The organism is Pseudomonas koreensis, from assembly GCF_036668835.1.
GTDB classification, from domain to species: domain Bacteria; phylum Pseudomonadota; class Gammaproteobacteria; order Pseudomonadales; family Pseudomonadaceae; genus Aquipseudomonas; species Aquipseudomonas koreensis_I.
In genome coordinates this window covers 946,879-962,815 of record NZ_JAZEVW010000001.1, presented here as the reverse complement: position 1 = coordinate 962,815, position 15,937 = coordinate 946,879, and the positions used below count along the sequence as shown (strand labels likewise).

At 59.3% G+C, this 15,937-nt stretch carries 16 protein-coding genes; 14 read left to right on the top strand and 2 right to left on the bottom strand.

Features of this window, described 5'->3' with window-relative positions; all coding sequences use genetic code 11:
• Positions 1–5: 5 nt before the first annotated feature.
• From tilS to ispD, 6 genes are all read left to right on the top strand, one after another.
• Entirely contained in the window at positions 6–1,334 is a 1,329-nt protein-coding gene (gene tilS / locus V6F91_RS04395; RefSeq protein WP_332762629.1) for a tRNA lysidine(34) synthetase TilS, read from the top strand.
• 274 nt (positions 1,335–1,608) lie between these two features.
• Positions 1,609–3,240 carry a CTP synthase gene (locus V6F91_RS04390; protein WP_208938532.1) on the top strand — a complete coding sequence of 544 codons (1,632 nt, stop codon included), beginning with the start codon at positions 1,609–1,611 and terminating at the stop codon, positions 3,238–3,240.
• A 5-nt stretch (positions 3,241–3,245) separates the two neighbouring features.
• A complete protein-coding gene (gene kdsA / locus V6F91_RS04385; RefSeq protein ID WP_007954807.1) occupies positions 3,246–4,091 on the top strand; it encodes a 3-deoxy-8-phosphooctulonate synthase in 846 nt (281 codons plus the stop codon).
• A 156-nt stretch (positions 4,092–4,247) separates the two neighbouring features.
• On the top strand, positions 4,248–5,537 hold the full coding sequence (gene eno / locus V6F91_RS04380) for a phosphopyruvate hydratase (RefSeq protein WP_093436567.1): 1,290 nt from the start codon (positions 4,248–4,250) through the stop codon (positions 5,535–5,537).
• Positions 5,538–5,708: 171 nt separating this feature from the next.
• Entirely contained in the window at positions 5,709–5,987 is a 279-nt protein-coding gene (gene ftsB / locus V6F91_RS04375) for a cell division protein FtsB (protein WP_007964293.1), read from the top strand.
• The gene (ispD, locus tag V6F91_RS04370; RefSeq protein ID WP_332762621.1) at positions 5,984–6,691 is read left to right on the top strand and encodes a 2-C-methyl-D-erythritol 4-phosphate cytidylyltransferase; all 708 of its coding nucleotides are present in this window, start codon (positions 5,984–5,986) and stop codon (positions 6,689–6,691) included. Before ftsB ends, ispD begins: the two co-directional genes overlap by 4 nt.
• 114 nt (positions 6,692–6,805) lie before the next feature.
• Here ispD and V6F91_RS04365 read toward each other — a convergent pair whose 3' ends face one another.
• Positions 6,806–7,702, bottom strand: a complete 897-nt coding sequence (locus V6F91_RS04365; RefSeq protein WP_332762619.1) for a LysR substrate-binding domain-containing protein — start codon at positions 7,700–7,702, stop codon at positions 6,806–6,808.
• A 116-nt stretch (positions 7,703–7,818) separates the two neighbouring features.
• Between V6F91_RS04365 and V6F91_RS04360 the strand changes: the two genes are divergently transcribed.
• From V6F91_RS04360 to rpoS, 8 genes are all read left to right on the top strand, one after another.
• Positions 7,819–8,931, top strand: coding sequence for an S-(hydroxymethyl)glutathione dehydrogenase/class III alcohol dehydrogenase (locus V6F91_RS04360; RefSeq protein WP_203420942.1), 1,113 nt, complete (start codon positions 7,819–7,821; stop codon positions 8,929–8,931).
• Between the two features lie 95 nt (positions 8,932–9,026).
• Complete coding sequence (gene fghA, locus V6F91_RS04355) at positions 9,027–9,872, top strand: S-formylglutathione hydrolase (RefSeq protein ID WP_332762617.1); 846 nt, start codon at positions 9,027–9,029, stop codon at positions 9,870–9,872.
• A gap of 54 nt (positions 9,873–9,926) precedes the next feature.
• Positions 9,927–10,400, top strand: coding sequence for a 2-C-methyl-D-erythritol 2,4-cyclodiphosphate synthase (gene ispF, locus V6F91_RS04350; protein ID WP_332762615.1), 474 nt, complete (start codon positions 9,927–9,929; stop codon positions 10,398–10,400).
• Complete coding sequence (truD, locus tag V6F91_RS04345) at positions 10,397–11,455, top strand: tRNA pseudouridine(13) synthase TruD (RefSeq protein WP_332762613.1); 1,059 nt, start codon at positions 10,397–10,399, stop codon at positions 11,453–11,455. The genes ispF and truD overlap by 4 nt, the downstream gene beginning before the upstream one ends.
• Positions 11,443–12,192 (top strand): 5'/3'-nucleotidase SurE, encoded by a 750-nt coding sequence (gene surE, locus V6F91_RS04340; protein WP_090282021.1) that lies wholly within the window; start codon positions 11,443–11,445, stop codon positions 12,190–12,192. Before truD ends, surE begins: the two co-directional genes overlap by 13 nt.
• A 41-nt stretch (positions 12,193–12,233) precedes the next feature.
• Entirely contained in the window at positions 12,234–12,869 is a 636-nt protein-coding gene (locus V6F91_RS04335; RefSeq protein WP_172828219.1) for a protein-L-isoaspartate(D-aspartate) O-methyltransferase, read from the top strand.
• Positions 12,870–13,080: 211 nt separating this feature from the next.
• Positions 13,081–13,950, top strand: a complete 870-nt coding sequence (locus V6F91_RS04330) for a peptidoglycan DD-metalloendopeptidase family protein (protein ID WP_332762612.1) — start codon at positions 13,081–13,083, stop codon at positions 13,948–13,950.
• A gap of 106 nt (positions 13,951–14,056) precedes the next feature.
• The gene (gene rpoS, locus V6F91_RS04325; protein ID WP_090282024.1) at positions 14,057–15,064 is read left to right on the top strand and encodes an RNA polymerase sigma factor RpoS; all 1,008 of its coding nucleotides are present in this window, start codon (positions 14,057–14,059) and stop codon (positions 15,062–15,064) included.
• A 511-nt stretch (positions 15,065–15,575) separates the two neighbouring features.
• Here rpoS and fdxA read toward each other — a convergent pair.
• A complete protein-coding gene (gene fdxA / locus V6F91_RS04320) occupies positions 15,576–15,899 on the bottom strand; it encodes a ferredoxin FdxA (RefSeq protein WP_332762608.1) in 324 nt (107 codons plus the stop codon).
• Between the last annotated feature and the right edge of the window lie 38 nt (positions 15,900–15,937).

The window sequence follows — 15,937 nt, the reverse complement described above, 5'->3', positions numbered from 1 at the left end:
AAAAAGTGGGTGAGCGCTCAACTGATTTGCCATCCCGGCTATTACTGAACCTCAAGCCCTGGCGCGACGCCGCTCACTGGCGCATCGCTTTCTCCGGTGGTCTCGACTCCACCGTCCTCCTGCATCTGCTCGCCACTCTGGTGAAAACCGAATCCCTGCCTGCGCTCAGCGCCATCCACATCCATCACGGCCTCCAGACTGCGGCCGATGCGTGGCCGCAACATTGTCAGGCCGTCTGCGGTGCGCTGGGAGTGCCGTTGATCATCGAACGGGTGAAGGTGCAGCCGGGCGCAAGCCTGGAGCGAGCGGCGCGGGACGCGCGTTACGCGGTGTTCAATGCGCTGACGCAGGCCGGTGACGTGCTGCTGACAGGGCAACATCGCGATGATCAGGCAGAAACGTTGTTGTTCCGGTTGATGCGCGGTGCCGGTGTGCGCGGTTTGTCAGGCATTCCTGCGCAACGCCGCGTGGGGCAGGGGATGCTGGTTCGTCCGTTGCTGGATGTTCCGCGGGCCGAGCTGGAGGCGTACGCCAAAGCCCATGAGCTGACCTGGATCGAAGATCCGTCGAATCAGGATCGGCATTTCTCACGCAATTATCTACGCCATCAAGTCATGCCGACGCTGACCGAACGCTGGCCACAGGCGCAGTCGAACATGGCCCGCAGCGCTGCGCACCTGCGTGAGGCGCAGGGTTTGCTCGATGAGCTGGCGCAGATGGATCTGGCGCAGGCTGGCACCGCGCATGATTTTGCATGGCTGGGACTGCCGTCGCTGGAGATGCCGCCGCTGGCCGCGCTATCTGCGGCACGTCAGCGCAATGTTCTCAGCCATTGGCTCGAACCGCTCACGCGCTTGCCGGATGCCGACCATTGGTCGGGTTGGAGCGATCTGTGCGGGGCCGCTACCGACGCCTCACCTGTCTGGCGTCTGGCCGATGGCGAGCTGCACCGCAGTGTCGGGCGGGTGTGGTGGCTGAGTGGCGAATGGTTGCGCGCGCCAGCGATCGGCGCCGACTGGCAGACCCCGTCCATGACGCTACGCTTGGCCGATAACGGCCGTGTTCTGTTCGACGGGGCGGCGCCTTCCGGGCCGTTGCGCATTGCTTATCGTCAGGGCGGGGAGGTCATGCAGATCGCCGAGCGCGGCCATCGTGATCTCAAGCGCTTGCTCAATGAGCGCGGCATGCCGGGTTTTGTCCGTGGCAGATTGCCGCTGCTGTTTCGCGGCGATGAACTGCTCGCGGTGGCGAACCTGCCGGGGCTCGACGGCCCGGCGCAAGGTGGCTGGAAATTGCAATGGCGGCCAAGCGATGAAGATCAAGGTTTGAGCTGAAAGGAGCATTCCGGTAGACTACGCTCCCTTCTTGATACAACTTCTGTGGATTCGCCTGAATTGCAGGAGTTGCCGATTACCAAGCAGTCTTTGCTGGGCGATTCCAAAAAATGTGTAGCGAGCAACGTACCGGTGTTTCACCTGCCGGTCTGTCCCAACGCGGCGGTTTTTTTGAAAGGTGCACTGTGATTAATGCAGGTGATCGGGGGCTTCGGCCTTCCTTCGCTTTCCCCGGCGGCTCGTTCCGCTTTAACGCAGACTTCTAGGGTTTTTCATGACGCGCTACATATTCGTCACGGGCGGTGTTGTTTCTTCATTGGGGAAAGGCATTGCCTCGGCTTCATTGGCGGCTATCCTGGAGGCGCGGGGGCTTAAGGTCACCATGCTGAAGCTGGATCCGTACATCAACGTCGATCCAGGCACCATGAGCCCGTTCCAGCACGGTGAAGTGTTCGTCACTCACGACGGCGCCGAGACCGACCTGGACCTGGGTCACTACGAGCGGTTCATCCGCACGACCATGACCCAGAACAACAACTTCACCACCGGTCGTGTCTACGAGCACGTGCTGCGCAAAGAGCGCCGTGGTGACTACCTGGGTGCAACCATCCAGGTGATCCCGCACATCACCGACGAAATCAAGCGCCGCATCATCAAGGGTGCCGGTGACGCCGACGTGGCGATGGTCGAGATCGGCGGCACCGTTGGTGACATCGAGTCGCAACCGTTCCTCGAAGCGATCCGCCAGTTGCGTTTCGAAGTCGGTGCCAAGCGCGCGATGCTGATGCACCTGACGCTGGTGCCGTACATCGCCACTGCCGGCGAAACCAAGACCAAGCCAACCCAGCACTCCGTCAAGGAACTGCGTTCGATCGGCCTGCAGCCAGACGTGCTGGTGTGCCGTTCCGATCACCCGATCGACATCTCGTCGCGTCGCAAGATCGCCCAGTTCACCAACGTTGAAGAACGTGCGGTGATCGCGCTGGAAGACGCCGACACCATCTACAAGATTCCGGGCATCCTGCATTCGCAGGGTCTGGACGATTTCGTCGTCGAACGTTTCGGTCTGCAATGCGGCAGCGCCGATCTGTCCGAGTGGGACGCGGTGGTCGATGCCAAGCTGAACCCGGAACACGAAGTGACCATCGCCATGGTCGGCAAGTACATGGAACTGCTCGATGCCTACAAGTCGCTGATCGAAGCGATGAGCCATGCCGGCATCAGCAACCGCACCAAGGTCAACCTGCGTTACATCGATTCCGAAGACATCGAAAACCAGGGCACTGCGCTGCTCGAAGGTGTCGACGCGATCCTCGTACCGGGCGGCTTCGGCCTGCGCGGCGTGGAAGGCAAGATCACTGCCGTTCAGTACGCTCGGGAAAACAAGGTGCCTTACCTCGGCATCTGCCTCGGCATGCAAGTGGCGGTCATCGAATTTGCCCGTAACGTGATGGGCTGGAAAGACGCCAACTCCACCGAGTTCGATCGCGCCAGCGGCCACCCGGTTGTCGGTCTGATCACCGAGTGGGAAGACGCAACCGGCGCCGTCGAAGTGCGTACCGAAGCGTCCGATCTGGGCGGCACCATGCGTCTCGGCGCTCAGGACTGCCTGCTTGAGCCAGGCTCCAAAGTCCACGACTGCTACGGCAAGGACGTGATCGTCGAGCGTCACCGTCACCGTTACGAAGTGAACAACAACCTGCTGCCACAGCTGATCGAAGCCGGCCTGAAAATTTCCGGTCGCTCCGCTGATGCGGCGCTGGTTGAAGTGGTTGAAGCGGCTGACCATCCGTGGTTCGTTGCTTGCCAGTTCCACCCTGAGTTCACCTCGACACCACGCGATGGCCACCCGCTGTTCAGCGGTTTCGTCAAGGCCGCGTTGGCTCAACACCAGAAGAAGGCGTAACCCCGATGGCACAGAAGATCATCCGCGTCGGCGACATCGAGATTGCCAACGACAAACCCATGGTGCTGTTCGGCGGCATGAACGTGCTCGAAAGCCGTGACATGGCCATGCAGGTTTGCGAAGAGTATGTGAAGGTCACCGAAAAACTCGGTATCCCTTACGTGTTCAAGGCCAGTTTCGACAAGGCCAACCGGTCTTCTGTGACCTCCTATCGCGGTCCTGGCCTGGAAGAAGGCATGCGCATCTTCCAGGACATCAAGCAAGCCTTCGGCGTGCCGATCATCACCGACGTCCACGAGCCTGACCAGGCCGCGGTCGTCGCTGAGGTCTGCGACATCATTCAGCTGCCGGCCTTCCTGTCGCGCCAGACCGATCTGGTTGTCGCGATGGCCAAGACCAACGCCGTGATCAACATCAAGAAAGCCCAGTTCCTCGCGCCTCAGGAAATGAAACACATCCTGAACAAGTGCGTGGAAGCGGGTAACGATCAACTGATTCTCTGCGAGCGTGGTTCGAGCTTCGGCTACAACAACCTCGTGGTCGACATGCTCGGCTTCGGCATCATGAAGCAGTTCGAGTACCCGGTATTCTTCGACGTGACCCATTCGCTGCAAATGCCTGGCGGTCGTTCCGACTCCGCCGGCGGTCGCCGCGCCCAGGTCACCGATCTGGCCAAGGCCGGCATGAGCCAGTCGCTGGCAGGTCTGTTCCTTGAAGCGCACCCGGATCCGGACAACGCCAAATGCGACGGCCCTTGCGCCTTGCGTCTGGACAAACTGGAGCCATTTCTGGCCCAGCTCAAAGCCTTGGACGAACTGGTGAAGAGTTTTCCGACGGTAGAAACCGCGTAAGACTCATTTCTCCGGTAAAGTACCGCACGATTTGTCGCTCATGCCCTCGGGCATGAGCGTTGTCGTCTGCAAGTCTGCCCGCTGTACTTCGCTTGCCGACGATTGAAGATTTCCTCTAGCTGCGTCGTTTTCGTCAACTTTGGAGTGTTTACAACAATGGCAAAAATCGTCGACATCAAAGGTCGTGAAGTTCTCGACTCCCGTGGCAATCCCACCGTGGAAGCGGACGTGCTTCTCGACAACGGCATCATCGGCAGCGCTTGCGCGCCGTCCGGTGCATCCACTGGCTCGCGTGAAGCACTCGAGCTGCGTGATGGCGACAAGAGCCGTTACCTGGGCAAGGGCGTGCTCAAGGCGGTAGCCAACATCAACGGTCCGATCCGCGATCTGCTGCTGGGCACCGACCCAAGCGACCAGAAAGCCCTTGACCACGCGATGATCAAGCTCGACGGTACCGAAAACAAGGCAACCCTGGGCGCCAACGCCATCCTCGCGGTATCGCTGGCTGCGGCCAAGGCGGCTGCGCAGGATCAGGATCTGCCGCTGTACGCTCACATCGCCAACCTCAACGGCACCCCGGGTGTTTACTCGATGCCAGTGCCGATGATGAACATCATCAACGGTGGCGAGCACGCCGATAACAACGTCGATATCCAGGAATTCATGGTGCAGCCGGTTGGCGCCAAGTCGTTCTCGGAAGGCCTGCGCATGGGTACCGAGATCTTCCATCACTTGAAAGCTGTGCTGAAGGCCCGTGGCCTGAGCACTGCGGTGGGCGACGAAGGCGGTTTCGCACCGAACCTGGCATCCAACGAAGACGCGCTGAAAGTGATCTCCGAAGCCGTGGCCAATGCCGGTTACAAGCTGGGCACCGACGTGACTCTGGCGCTGGACTGCGCGGCGAGCGAATTCTACGAAGACGGCAAGTACAACCTGTCCGGCGAAGGCCAGGTGTTCACCGCTGAAGGGTTTGCTGACTACCTCAAAGGCCTGACCGAGCGTTATCCGATCATCTCGATCGAAGACGGTCTGGACGAGTCCGACTGGGCTGGCTGGAAAATCCTCACCGACAAGATCGGCGAGAAGACTCAGCTGGTAGGCGACGATCTGTTTGTGACCAACACCAAGATCCTCAAGGAAGGCATCGATAAAAAGATCGCCAACTCGATCCTGATCAAGTTCAACCAGATCGGCACCCTGACCGAAACCCTGGAAGCCATCCAGATGGCCAAGGCAGCCGGTTACACCGCGGTAATCTCGCACCGTTCGGGCGAAACCGAAGATTCGACCATTGCCGACCTGGCGGTGGGCACCTCGGCTGGCCAGATCAAGACCGGTTCGCTGTGCCGTTCCGACCGCGTATCGAAGTACAACCAACTGCTGCGTATCGAAGAGCAGTTGAACGGCAAGGCCAAGTACAACGGTCGCAGCGAGTTCCGCGGCTAAGTACAAACTGATGGAAGGACACCGGATTGTGTCGAAAAAGTCGTGACAGCGATGGATTTGCCACTAATCTGATGCCTTGAAAGCACAAGCCTGGATCTTTCCAGGCTTCGTGCTATCAGATGCTTGAAGTTTTCGCGTGGCGGTCTTTTTTCACTGGATACCTGATATTCGATGCGCAGTCCTTACTGGTTGTTTCTCGTTTTGCTCTTGCTGCTGGCCGGTCTGCAGTACCGCCTGTGGGTGGGCAACGGCAGTCTGGCGCAGGTCGCCGAGCTGAAGCAGCAGATTGCTGACCAACATGCCGAGAACGAAGGTTTGCTGGAGCGCAACCGTGTGATGGACGCTGAAGTCAGCGAGTTGAAAAAAGGCATGGAGACCGTTGAAGAGCGGGCTCGTCACGAACTGGGCATGGTCAAGGACGGTGAAACCCTTTACCAACTGGCCCAATGATCGATTCCTTGCCGGCCTTCTGGGCCGTGATTCCTGCCGCGGGCGTTGGTGCCCGGATGGCCGCTGACCGTCCCAAGCAATACCTGCAATTGGGCGGGCGCACAATTCTCGAACACAGCCTCGGCTGTTTCCTCGATCACCCGAGCCTCAAGGGGCTGGTGGTCAGTCTTGCGGTTGACGATCCTTACTGGCCGAACCTGACGTGCGTCAGCGATCCGCGCATTCAGCGCGTCGACGGCGGCGCCGAGCGTTCCGCTTCGGTGCTCAACGCCTTGCTGCATTTGCATGCGCAGGGCGCCGATGATGAGGACTGGGTGCTGGTGCACGATGCGGCACGGCCCAATCTGAGCCGGGACGATCTGGACAAGTTGCTGGCTGAACTGGCGAATGACCCGGTGGGCGGTTTGCTTGCGGTGCCGGCGCGCGACACGCTCAAGCGCGTCGACAAGTCCGGGCGCGTGGTAGAAACCGTCGATCGCAGCGTGATCTGGCAGGCGTACACGCCGCAGATGTTTCGCCTCGGGGCGTTGCATCGGGCGTTGGCCGATAGCCTGGTGGCGGATGCCGTGATTACTGACGAAGCCTCGGCGATGGAGTGGGCGGGATTGAAGCCGCGTCTGATAGAGGGGCGGGCGGATAACCTCAAGGTGACCCGGCCGGAAGATCTGGAGTGGTTGCGCCAACGCTGGGCTAACCGGCGCTGATCTTCTTCGCCTGTTGAGCCGCCATCGCGAGCAGGCTCACTCCTACATTTGAAATGCGTTCCCCCTGTAGGAGTGAGCCTGCTCGCGATAGGGTATTTACAGGCAACGCATTACTCACTCTTGATACTCCGGCCGTTCAGCCAACCCAACCTTAAGAAAATCCACCAACTTGCGCACCTTCGGCGACAAATGTCGCTGCTGCGGATACAGCGCCCACACCGCCGTATTTGGCGGCTGATGCGCCTCCAGCAAGGAAATCAGCGCGCCGCTGTGCAAATGCTCCAGCACGTAATAATCCGGCAACTGACACAACCCCACGCCCTGCAACGCCGCATCCAGTACCGCCTGGCCACTGTTGCAGCGCCAGTTGCCCTGCACTCGCTGAGAAAATTCCCGGCCGTTCTGCTCAAGCTGCCAGATATCCGAACTGCCGATCAGACAATTGTGCCGGCTCAATTCCGACAAGCTGTGTGGCCGACCATACCGTTCAAGGTAGGACGGTGACGCGCACAAGTACATGCGCCGGGGCGCCAGCCGTGTGGCAACCAATCGCGAATCCTGCAGGCGGCCGAGGCGAATCGCCAGATCCAGGCCTTCATGGACCAGGTCGAGTTGACGATTGCTCAGCTCGATATCAACGCGCAACTGCGGATACAAAGCCATGAAGCGCGTCACCAGCGGCACGATAAAACGCTCGCCATACGCCACGGCGCAGGTCATGCGCAGCATGCCTTTCGGTTCGCTGGCCAGATCGCCGACCGCGCGTAAAGCCTCTTCGCGACCGTCCTGCAAACGCTGGCAATGCTGCAGAAAAGTCTGCCCGGCTTCGGTCAAGGTGACGCGGCGCGTGCTGCGATAGAGCAGGCGCGTCTGCAAGCGTTCTTCCAGACGTGCGATCTGTCGACTGATATGTGAAGACGAAACCCCGAGACGTTCGGCGGCAGCGGTGAACTGGCAGCATTCAGCAACGGCGACAAACTCGTCAATGCCTTCCCAGCGGTTTTCCAACATCGCGATTATCCCTGTATGGCAATAATGTTTTGCTTTTGCCCGGATTATTCATCAAGCGGCGCTGAACTACACTGCCTGTCTGGTTTTTTATTCAATGGATTCACTGGAGAGTCAGCATGATCAAGTCGCGCGCCGCCGTCGCCTTCGAGGCCAAGAAGCCGCTGGAAATCGTAGAAGTCGATGTCGCCATGCCGAAGGCCGGTGAAGTACTGCTCCGCGTGGTGGCTTCCGGGGTTTGCCACACCGACGCTTACACCTTGTCCGGCGCTGACCCGGAAGGGATCTTCCCGTCGATTCTCGGCCACGAAGGTGGCGCCATCGTTGAAGCCATCGGCGAAGGCGTGACCTCGGTTGCGGTTGGCGATCACGTCATTCCGCTGTACACCCCGGAATGCGGCCAATGCAAATTCTGCAAGTCGGGCAAGACCAACCTGTGTCAGGCGATTCGCGCGACTCAGGGCAAAGGCTTGATGCCGGATGGTACTTCGCGTTTTTCCTACAAGGGCGAAACGATTTTCCACTACATGGGCACGTCGACATTCTCGGAATACACCGTGCTGCCGGAAATCTCCGTAGCAAAAATTTCCAAGGACGCGCCGCTGGAAAAGGTCTGCCTGCTGGGCTGTGGCGTCACCACCGGCATTGGTGCGGTGATCAACACGGCCAAGGTCAAACCGGGTGACACCGTGGCCATTTTCGGTCTGGGCGGCATCGGTCTCTCGGCGGTCATCGGCGCGGTAAAAGCCAAAGCCGCGCGCATCATCGCCATCGACATCAACCCGGCCAAATTCGAAATCGCCAAACAGCTGGGCGCCACCGACTGCGTCAATCCGAAAGACTTCGATCGTCCGATCCAGGAAGTGATCGTCGACATGACCGATGGCGGCGTCGACTTCTCCTTCGAGTGCATCGGCAACGTACAACTGATGCGCGCAGCCCTTGAGTGCTGCCACAAAGGCTGGGGCGAGTCGGTGATCATCGGCGTCGCCGGTGCCGGCCAGGAAATCGCTACCCGTCCGTTCCAACTGGTGACCGGCCGCGTCTGGCGCGGTTCGGCATTCGGCGGCGTGCGTGGTCGTACCGAGTTGCCAAGCTACGTCGATATGGCGCAGAGCGGCGAGATCCCGCTGGATACCTTCATCACCCACACCATGGGGCTGGAAGATATCAACAAGGCTTTCGACCTGATGCACGAAGGCAAGAGCATCCGTACCGTCATCCATTTCTAACAGCAGCTTCAAGTTTCAAGCTTCAAGCTGCAAGTAAGGGCGAGCGTGCCTTTCTTGTAGCTGGAAGCTTGCCGCTTGCCGCTGGGGAGAGTCCCTTGAGTCTGGAGAATATTTCCTGTCAGAAGAGTTTCGGTGGCTGGCACAAGCGCTATCGCCATCGCTCCGAAGTGCTCGATTGCGACATGGTGTTTGCCGTGTATCTGCCGCCGCAGGCGGAGCAGGGCGATAAACTGCCGGTGCTGTACTGGCTCTCGGGCCTGACCTGTACCGATGAGAACTTCATGCAAAAGGCCGGCGCCATGCGCATGGCCGCCGAACTCGGTCTGATCATCGTCGCACCGGACACCAGTCCGCGCGGCCCGGATGTGCCGGACGATGCGGACAAGGCCTGGGACTTCGGTCTCGGCGCCGGGTTCTATCTGAATGCCACACAGCAGCCGTGGGCGCGGCACTATCGGATGCATGACTACGTTGTGCAGGAATTGCCTGCGCTGGTTGAGGCGCATTTCCCCGCTTCAGATAAACGCAGCATCAGCGGCCACTCCATGGGCGGCCACGGCGCGTTGATCTGTGCGTTACGCAATCCGGGGCGTTATCAATCGGTGTCAGCCTTTTCGCCGATCAACAACCCGATGGATTGCCCGTGGGGGCAGAAGGCTTTCTCCAATTATCTGGGAGAAGACCGTTCGAAATGGAAAGAGTGGGACGCCTGCGCACTGCTTGCCGATGCGAAGGAAAAACTGCCGCTGCTGGTCGATCAAGGCGATCGCGATGATTTCCTTGCCACGCAGCTCAAGCCCGAAGCCCTGCAACACGCAGCAAAACAAGCGGGGCATCCGCTGGAGTTGCGCCTGCAACCGGGCTACGACCACAGCTATTTCTTCATCTCAAGCTTCATTGACGACCACTTGCAGCATCACGCACGCGCTCTAGGCGCCTAATGTCCGCCAAAGCAGGTAGAATCACGCCCTGACAAAAATCGGGGCGTTTTTTTTATGCGTATTGGCCACGGCTACGATGTGCACCGTTTCGCTGAAGGCGATTTCATTACTCTGGGCGGCGTGCGCATTGCACACGGCTTCGGGCTGCTCGCTCATTCCGACGGTGACGTCCTGCTGCACGCCTTGAGCGATGCCTTGCTCGGCGCTGCGGCGCTTGGCGACATAGGCAAGCACTTCCCTGACACCGACCCGCAATTCAAGGGCGCCGACAGCCGCGCGTTGCTGCGTAATGTGGTTGCGTTGATCCACGCCAAGGGCTGGAAAGTCGGCAACGTCGATAACACCATCGTCGCCCAGGCGCCAAAAATGGCCCCGCATATCGAATCGATGCGCGCGCTGATTGCCGCGGATCTTCAAGTTGAGCTCGATCAAGTGAACGTCAAAGCTACTACCACCGAAAAGCTCGGCTTTGTCGGTCGCGAAGAAGGCATCGCCGTGCATTCCGTTGCCTTGTTGCTGCGCGCATGAATGACCTGCAATTGCTCGGCCCGCGCGCCTATGGCGAGCCCCTCGGCACGGCGGTACTGAAAGCCATCGCGGAAGATTTCCAGGTCGATGAAGTGCTCGACATTCCCTTCAGCGGCGACGGCGAGCATCTGTGGATCTGGGTCGAAAAACGCGGTCTGAATACCGAAGAAGCGGCCCGTCGAATCGCAAAGGCGGCGGGTGTGCCGTTGCGCACCGTCAGTTATGCCGGCCTCAAGGATCGTCAGGCGCTGACCCGTCAGTGGTTCAGCGTGCAATTGCCGGGCAAGGCCGATCCGGATCTGTCGGCGGCGGAAAACGATACGCTGAAGATTCTCAAGACCACCCGTCACAAGCGCAAGCTGCAACGGGGGGCGCACTCGGCCAACGGTTTTACGTTGCGGCTGACTCAGTTTGCCGGTGACAAGGCTGCGCTGGAAGACCGTCTGCAACTGATTGCCAGACAGGGCATCCCCAATTATTTCGGCGCCCAGCGTTTCGGTCATGACGGCGGCAATGTCGTCGATGCCCGTGGCTGGGCGGCGCGCAGGGCATTGCCGGAGCAGCGCAATGTGCGTTCGCGGCTGCTGTCGACAGCGCGCAGTTTTCTCTTCAATAAAGTGCTCGCAGCACGCGTGGCCGACGGCACCTGGCAGAAAGCCCAGGTCGGCGATCTGCTCGCGTTCACCGATAGCCGCAGTTTTTTCCCTGCTGGCGAAGCAGAGTGCAGTGACCCGCGCCTGGCAATTCTGGATTTGCACCCGACCGGTCCGCAGTGGGGCGAAGGTGACTCGCCGGCGTCGGGGGCTGTCCATGATCTGGAGCAGGGGATCGCTGACGCTGAAGCCGAACTGCGCGATTGGCTGGTCAATGCCGGAATGAGCCACGAACGGCGCATCCTGCGGCTGCCCATTGGCGGGTTGACGTGGCATTATCCCCAGCCTGACATTCTGCAACTGGAATTCGTCCTCCCGGCCGGATGCTTCGCCACCGTATTGGTGCGCGAGCTCGTTGATCTGGTGCCGGTGGGGCAGACGGACAGCCCATGCGTATTCTGATTTCTAACGACGATGGGGTAACTGCACCCGGTCTCGCCGCGCTTTATGCTGCGCTGGCGGATTACACCGAGTGCGTGGTTATCGCCCCTGAGCAGGACAAGAGCGGCGCCAGCAGTTCGCTGACGCTCGACCGTCCGCTGCACCCGCAATACCTGGCCAACGGCTTCATCAGCCTTAACGGTACGCCGACCGACTGCGTGCACCTGGGCCTCAACGGCTTGCTGGAGCGCGAGGCGGACATGGTGGTGTCCGGCATCAACCTCGGCGCCAACCTCGGCGATGACGTGCTGTATTCCGGAACCGTGGCCGCAGCCCTCGAAGGGCGCTTCCTTGAACGCCCATCGTTCGCCTTTTCGCTGGTATCACGCCAGGTGGATAATCTGCCGACAGCGGCCCACTTCGCGCGCAAACTGGTCGAGGCGCATGCCAGCCTCGACCTGCCGCCGCGCACGGTACTCAACGTGAACATCCCCAATCTGCCCCTTGACCATATTCGTGGCATTCAACTGACCCGGCTCGGCCACCGTGCACGCGCGGCGGCACCGATGAAAGTGGTCGATCCGCGCGGCAAGGCCGGGTACTGGATCGCGGCAGCCGGCGATGCCGAAGACGGCGGTCCGGGGACTGATTTTCATGCGGTGATGCAGGGCTACGTGTCCATCACCCCGTTGCAACTCGATCGCACCTTCAACGATGCGTTCAGAAGTCTCGACGGCTGGCTTGGAGGGCTGAGCTGATGGCCCGCGAACATGAAGACCGACTGCGCAGCGGCATCGGTATGACGTCCCAGCGCACTCGCGAGCGGCTGATCCAGCGCCTGTATGAAGAAGGCGTGTCGAACGCCAAGGTGCTCGAAGTCATTCGCCGGACACCGCGTCACTTGTTCGTCGACGAAGCGCTGGCCCATCGTGCCTACGAAGACACGGCGCTGCCGATCGGCAACAACCAGACGATTTCCCAGCCTTATATGGTGGCGCGCATGAGCGAGCTGCTGCTTGAGGCGGGCCCGCTGGATAAAGTGCTGGAGATCGGCACCGGTTCCGGTTACCAGACCGCAGTATTGTCGCAACTGGTCGAGCGCGTTTTCTCGGTCGAGCGCATCAAGGTCCTGCAGGATCGCGCCAAGGAGCGACTGGTCGAACTGAACCTGCGCAACGTGGTGTTTCGCTGGGGCGATGGCTGGGAAGGCTGGCCGGCACTGGCACCGTATAACGGCATTATTGTCACCGCCGTGGCCACCGACGTACCGCAAGCCTTGCTCGATCAACTGGCGCCGGGTGGCCGCATGGTGATCCCGGTGGGTTCGGGCGAAGTGCAGCAACTGATGCTGATCGTGCGCGAGGAAAACGGATTTTCGCGGCACGTTCTCGGTGCTGTGCGTTTCGTGCCATTGCTCAACGGGCCACTCGCCTGAGCATTTATAAAGGCGTGCTGAATTCCTTTCGTTCGCCTGTGTCTTACACCGGCAGCGAACAATTAAACGCAGCGAGTTGCCAGTGGCAAACGTGTGCGTGCGGCGATTTCGCTTCAATAAAGGTAAAGCCGATCCGGCCCGTTATACTTGCAACAACCTGGGCCGGGACGCGGCACTTGTACATTTTTCAGCCACCACAAAGGAGCGGCGGGTGAGTCTCACAGTCATAGCGCAGCGTATGGGTAACACGAGCTTTCAGCGCCTGGTGACTGGCCTTGTCTTGAGTACTTTGCTGGTCGGTTGCTCCAGCACCAAATCGAGCAATGTCCGGGTGGTCGATCGCAACAATGCCGTTGCGCAACGTCCTACCGTGACGACCGGGCAGTATGTAGTCCGTCCTGGGGACACCTTGTTTTCGATCGCCTTTCGCTACGGCTGGGACTACAAAACCCTAGCCGCCCGGAACAATATTCCTACGCCGTATACGATCCATCCGGGTCAGACGATTCGCTTCGACGGCCGTAGCGGTTCAACGCCGACCGCGGTGGTCAGCAGCAGTAGTTCGTCACCTTCCTCGTCGAGCAAAACCACAGTTATCCGACGCCAGGCAAATGGCACCACCACCACTACAACCCGCGGATCTACTGGCGTTGCACCGTCCGTCGCAAGCAAGCCAGCACCTGTGCCACTGCCTCCGGCCGGCCCGGCCCCGACCGGCTGGGGATGGCCATCTAATGGCGTTCTGATTGGAAAATTCTCTTCAAACGGTAGTTTGAATAAAGGCATTGATATCGCCGGGGATTTGGGACAGCCTGTTTTAGCTGCGTCTGATGGGACGGTGGTTTACGCCGGGAGTGGCTTAAGGGGCTACGGCGAATTAGTCATCATCAAACACAGCGAAACCTACGTCAGTGCCTACGGACATAACCGCAGGCTGTTGGTTCGGGAGGGGCAGCAGGTCAAGGTCGGACAGACAATTGCCGAAATGGGGTCAACGGGTACAGACCGGGTGAAACTGCATTTTGAGATTCGCCGCCAAGGTAAACCTGTAGATCCACTGCAGTTCCTGCCCAGACGTTGATGTGTAAGCCAGCCTGTTCCGTCGCGTAGAGGGGACAGGCTCCAGCGTTGCCAAGGATAAAGGCGTCGCTTGAGCTTGGGGTCGAACTCACCAAAGGACTATAACAATGGCTCTCAGTAAAGAAGTGCCGGAGTTTGACATCGACGATGAGGTTCTCCTTATGGAGACCGGCATCGATTCGGATTCGATGTCGAATGATGAAGGGGCTGCTCCACCTTCCGTTCGTTCCAGATCCAAACACTCCGCTACACTCAAACAACATAAGTACATCGATTACACGCGTGCACTTGATGCCACGCAGTTGTACCTCAACGAAATCGGCTTTTCCCCTCTGCTCTCCCCGGAAGAAGAAGTTCATTTTGCGCGCTTGTCGCAAAGTGGCGATCCCGCCGGGCGCAAGCGCATGATCGAAAGTAACCTGCGGCTGGTGGTCAAAATCGCCCGGCGTTACGTCAATCGGGGGCTATCGCTGCTGGATCTGATCGAAGAGGGCAACCTCGGACTGATCCGGGCGGTGGAAAAGTTCGATCCCGAGCGCGGCTTCCGCTTCTCGACCTACGCGACCTGGTGGATTCGTCAGACCATCGAACGCGCGATCATGAATCAGACCCGGACCATCCGACTGCCGATCCATGTGGTCAAGGAACTCAACGTGTACCTGCGGGCTGCACGGGAGCTGACGCAAAAACTCGACCACGAACCTTCACCCGAAGAAATCGCCAACCTGCTGGAAAAACCGGTGGGCGAAGTCAAGCGCATGCTCGGCCTGAACGAGCGGGTTTCTTCGGTCGACGTCTCGCTGGGTCCGGATTCGGATAAAACCCTGCTGGACACCCTCACCGACGATCGTCCAACCGATCCGTGCGAACTGCTGCAGGATGACGACCTGTCGCAGAGCATCGACCAGTGGCTGTCGGAACTGACCGACAAGCAGCGCGAAGTGGTGGTACGTCGCTTCGGCCTGCGCGGTCATGAAAGCAGTACGCTGGAGGACGTAGGCCTGGAAATCGGTCTGACCCGGGAGCGGGTGCGGCAGATCCAGGTGGAAGGCCTCAAACGTCTGCGTGAAATTCTTGAGAAGAATGGCCTGTCGAGCGAGTCGCTGTTTCAATAAGCGCCTGCACGACCGCCCGCAAGAAGCCCCGACTGGTTCGGGGTTTTTTGTTGGCCTGAATTTGTTGGCTATCCCTTGCATCCCTGTTCATTGCCGGACGTACGGTTGGCAATTCCATCGTTTGTAGTCTCGCGCTGTAAGCCTTGGCTTACTCTTTTGTAAGTGTTCACTATTTTTACAAGACGGCAGACGTCGATCAGCCTCGGTGGTTTTATTTAACCTGTTGATTTATAAATTTATTTTTTAATGTGAAGCGCTTATTACAGTGCTTTTGCGGTCTCCGTGCCGATTGCTCTTGCCGGGGAATTCTCTAGTATCTGAACTGTGTCGACGGACAGACACGCCCTTCAAGGAGGAGGGGAAAGGACATCGCAGGACGTGATTCATCAGGACGATGAAAAGGAATACAGGGAATAGGGAAAAAATGTGGGCGGGTCATACCGCCCCTTTTTTTGCCTGCAGAAAAGCAAAAAGGCCCGCGAGGGGCCTTTTCTTTCGAGCGCGGGGCAGATCAGCGTTCGAGGAATTCGATCTTGTTTTTCTTGCCGTCCCACTCTTCAGCGTCAGGCAACGATTCTTTCTTCTCGGTGATATTCGGCCAGATTTCAGCCAGCTCAACGTTCAGCTGAATGAAGTTTTCCATGCCGGCAGGGATTTCATCTTCCGAGAAGATGGCCACAGCAGGGCATTCTGGTTCGCACAGTGCGCAGTCGATGCACTCGTCCGGGTGAATCACCAGGAAGTTCGGGCCTTCGTAAAAGCAGTCCACCGGACACACTTCTACGCAGTCGGTGTACTTGCACTTGATGCAGTTGTCGGTGACGACGAAGGTCATTTCTAATTTTCTCCTCAGGCGGCGGCAGCGTTGCCCCT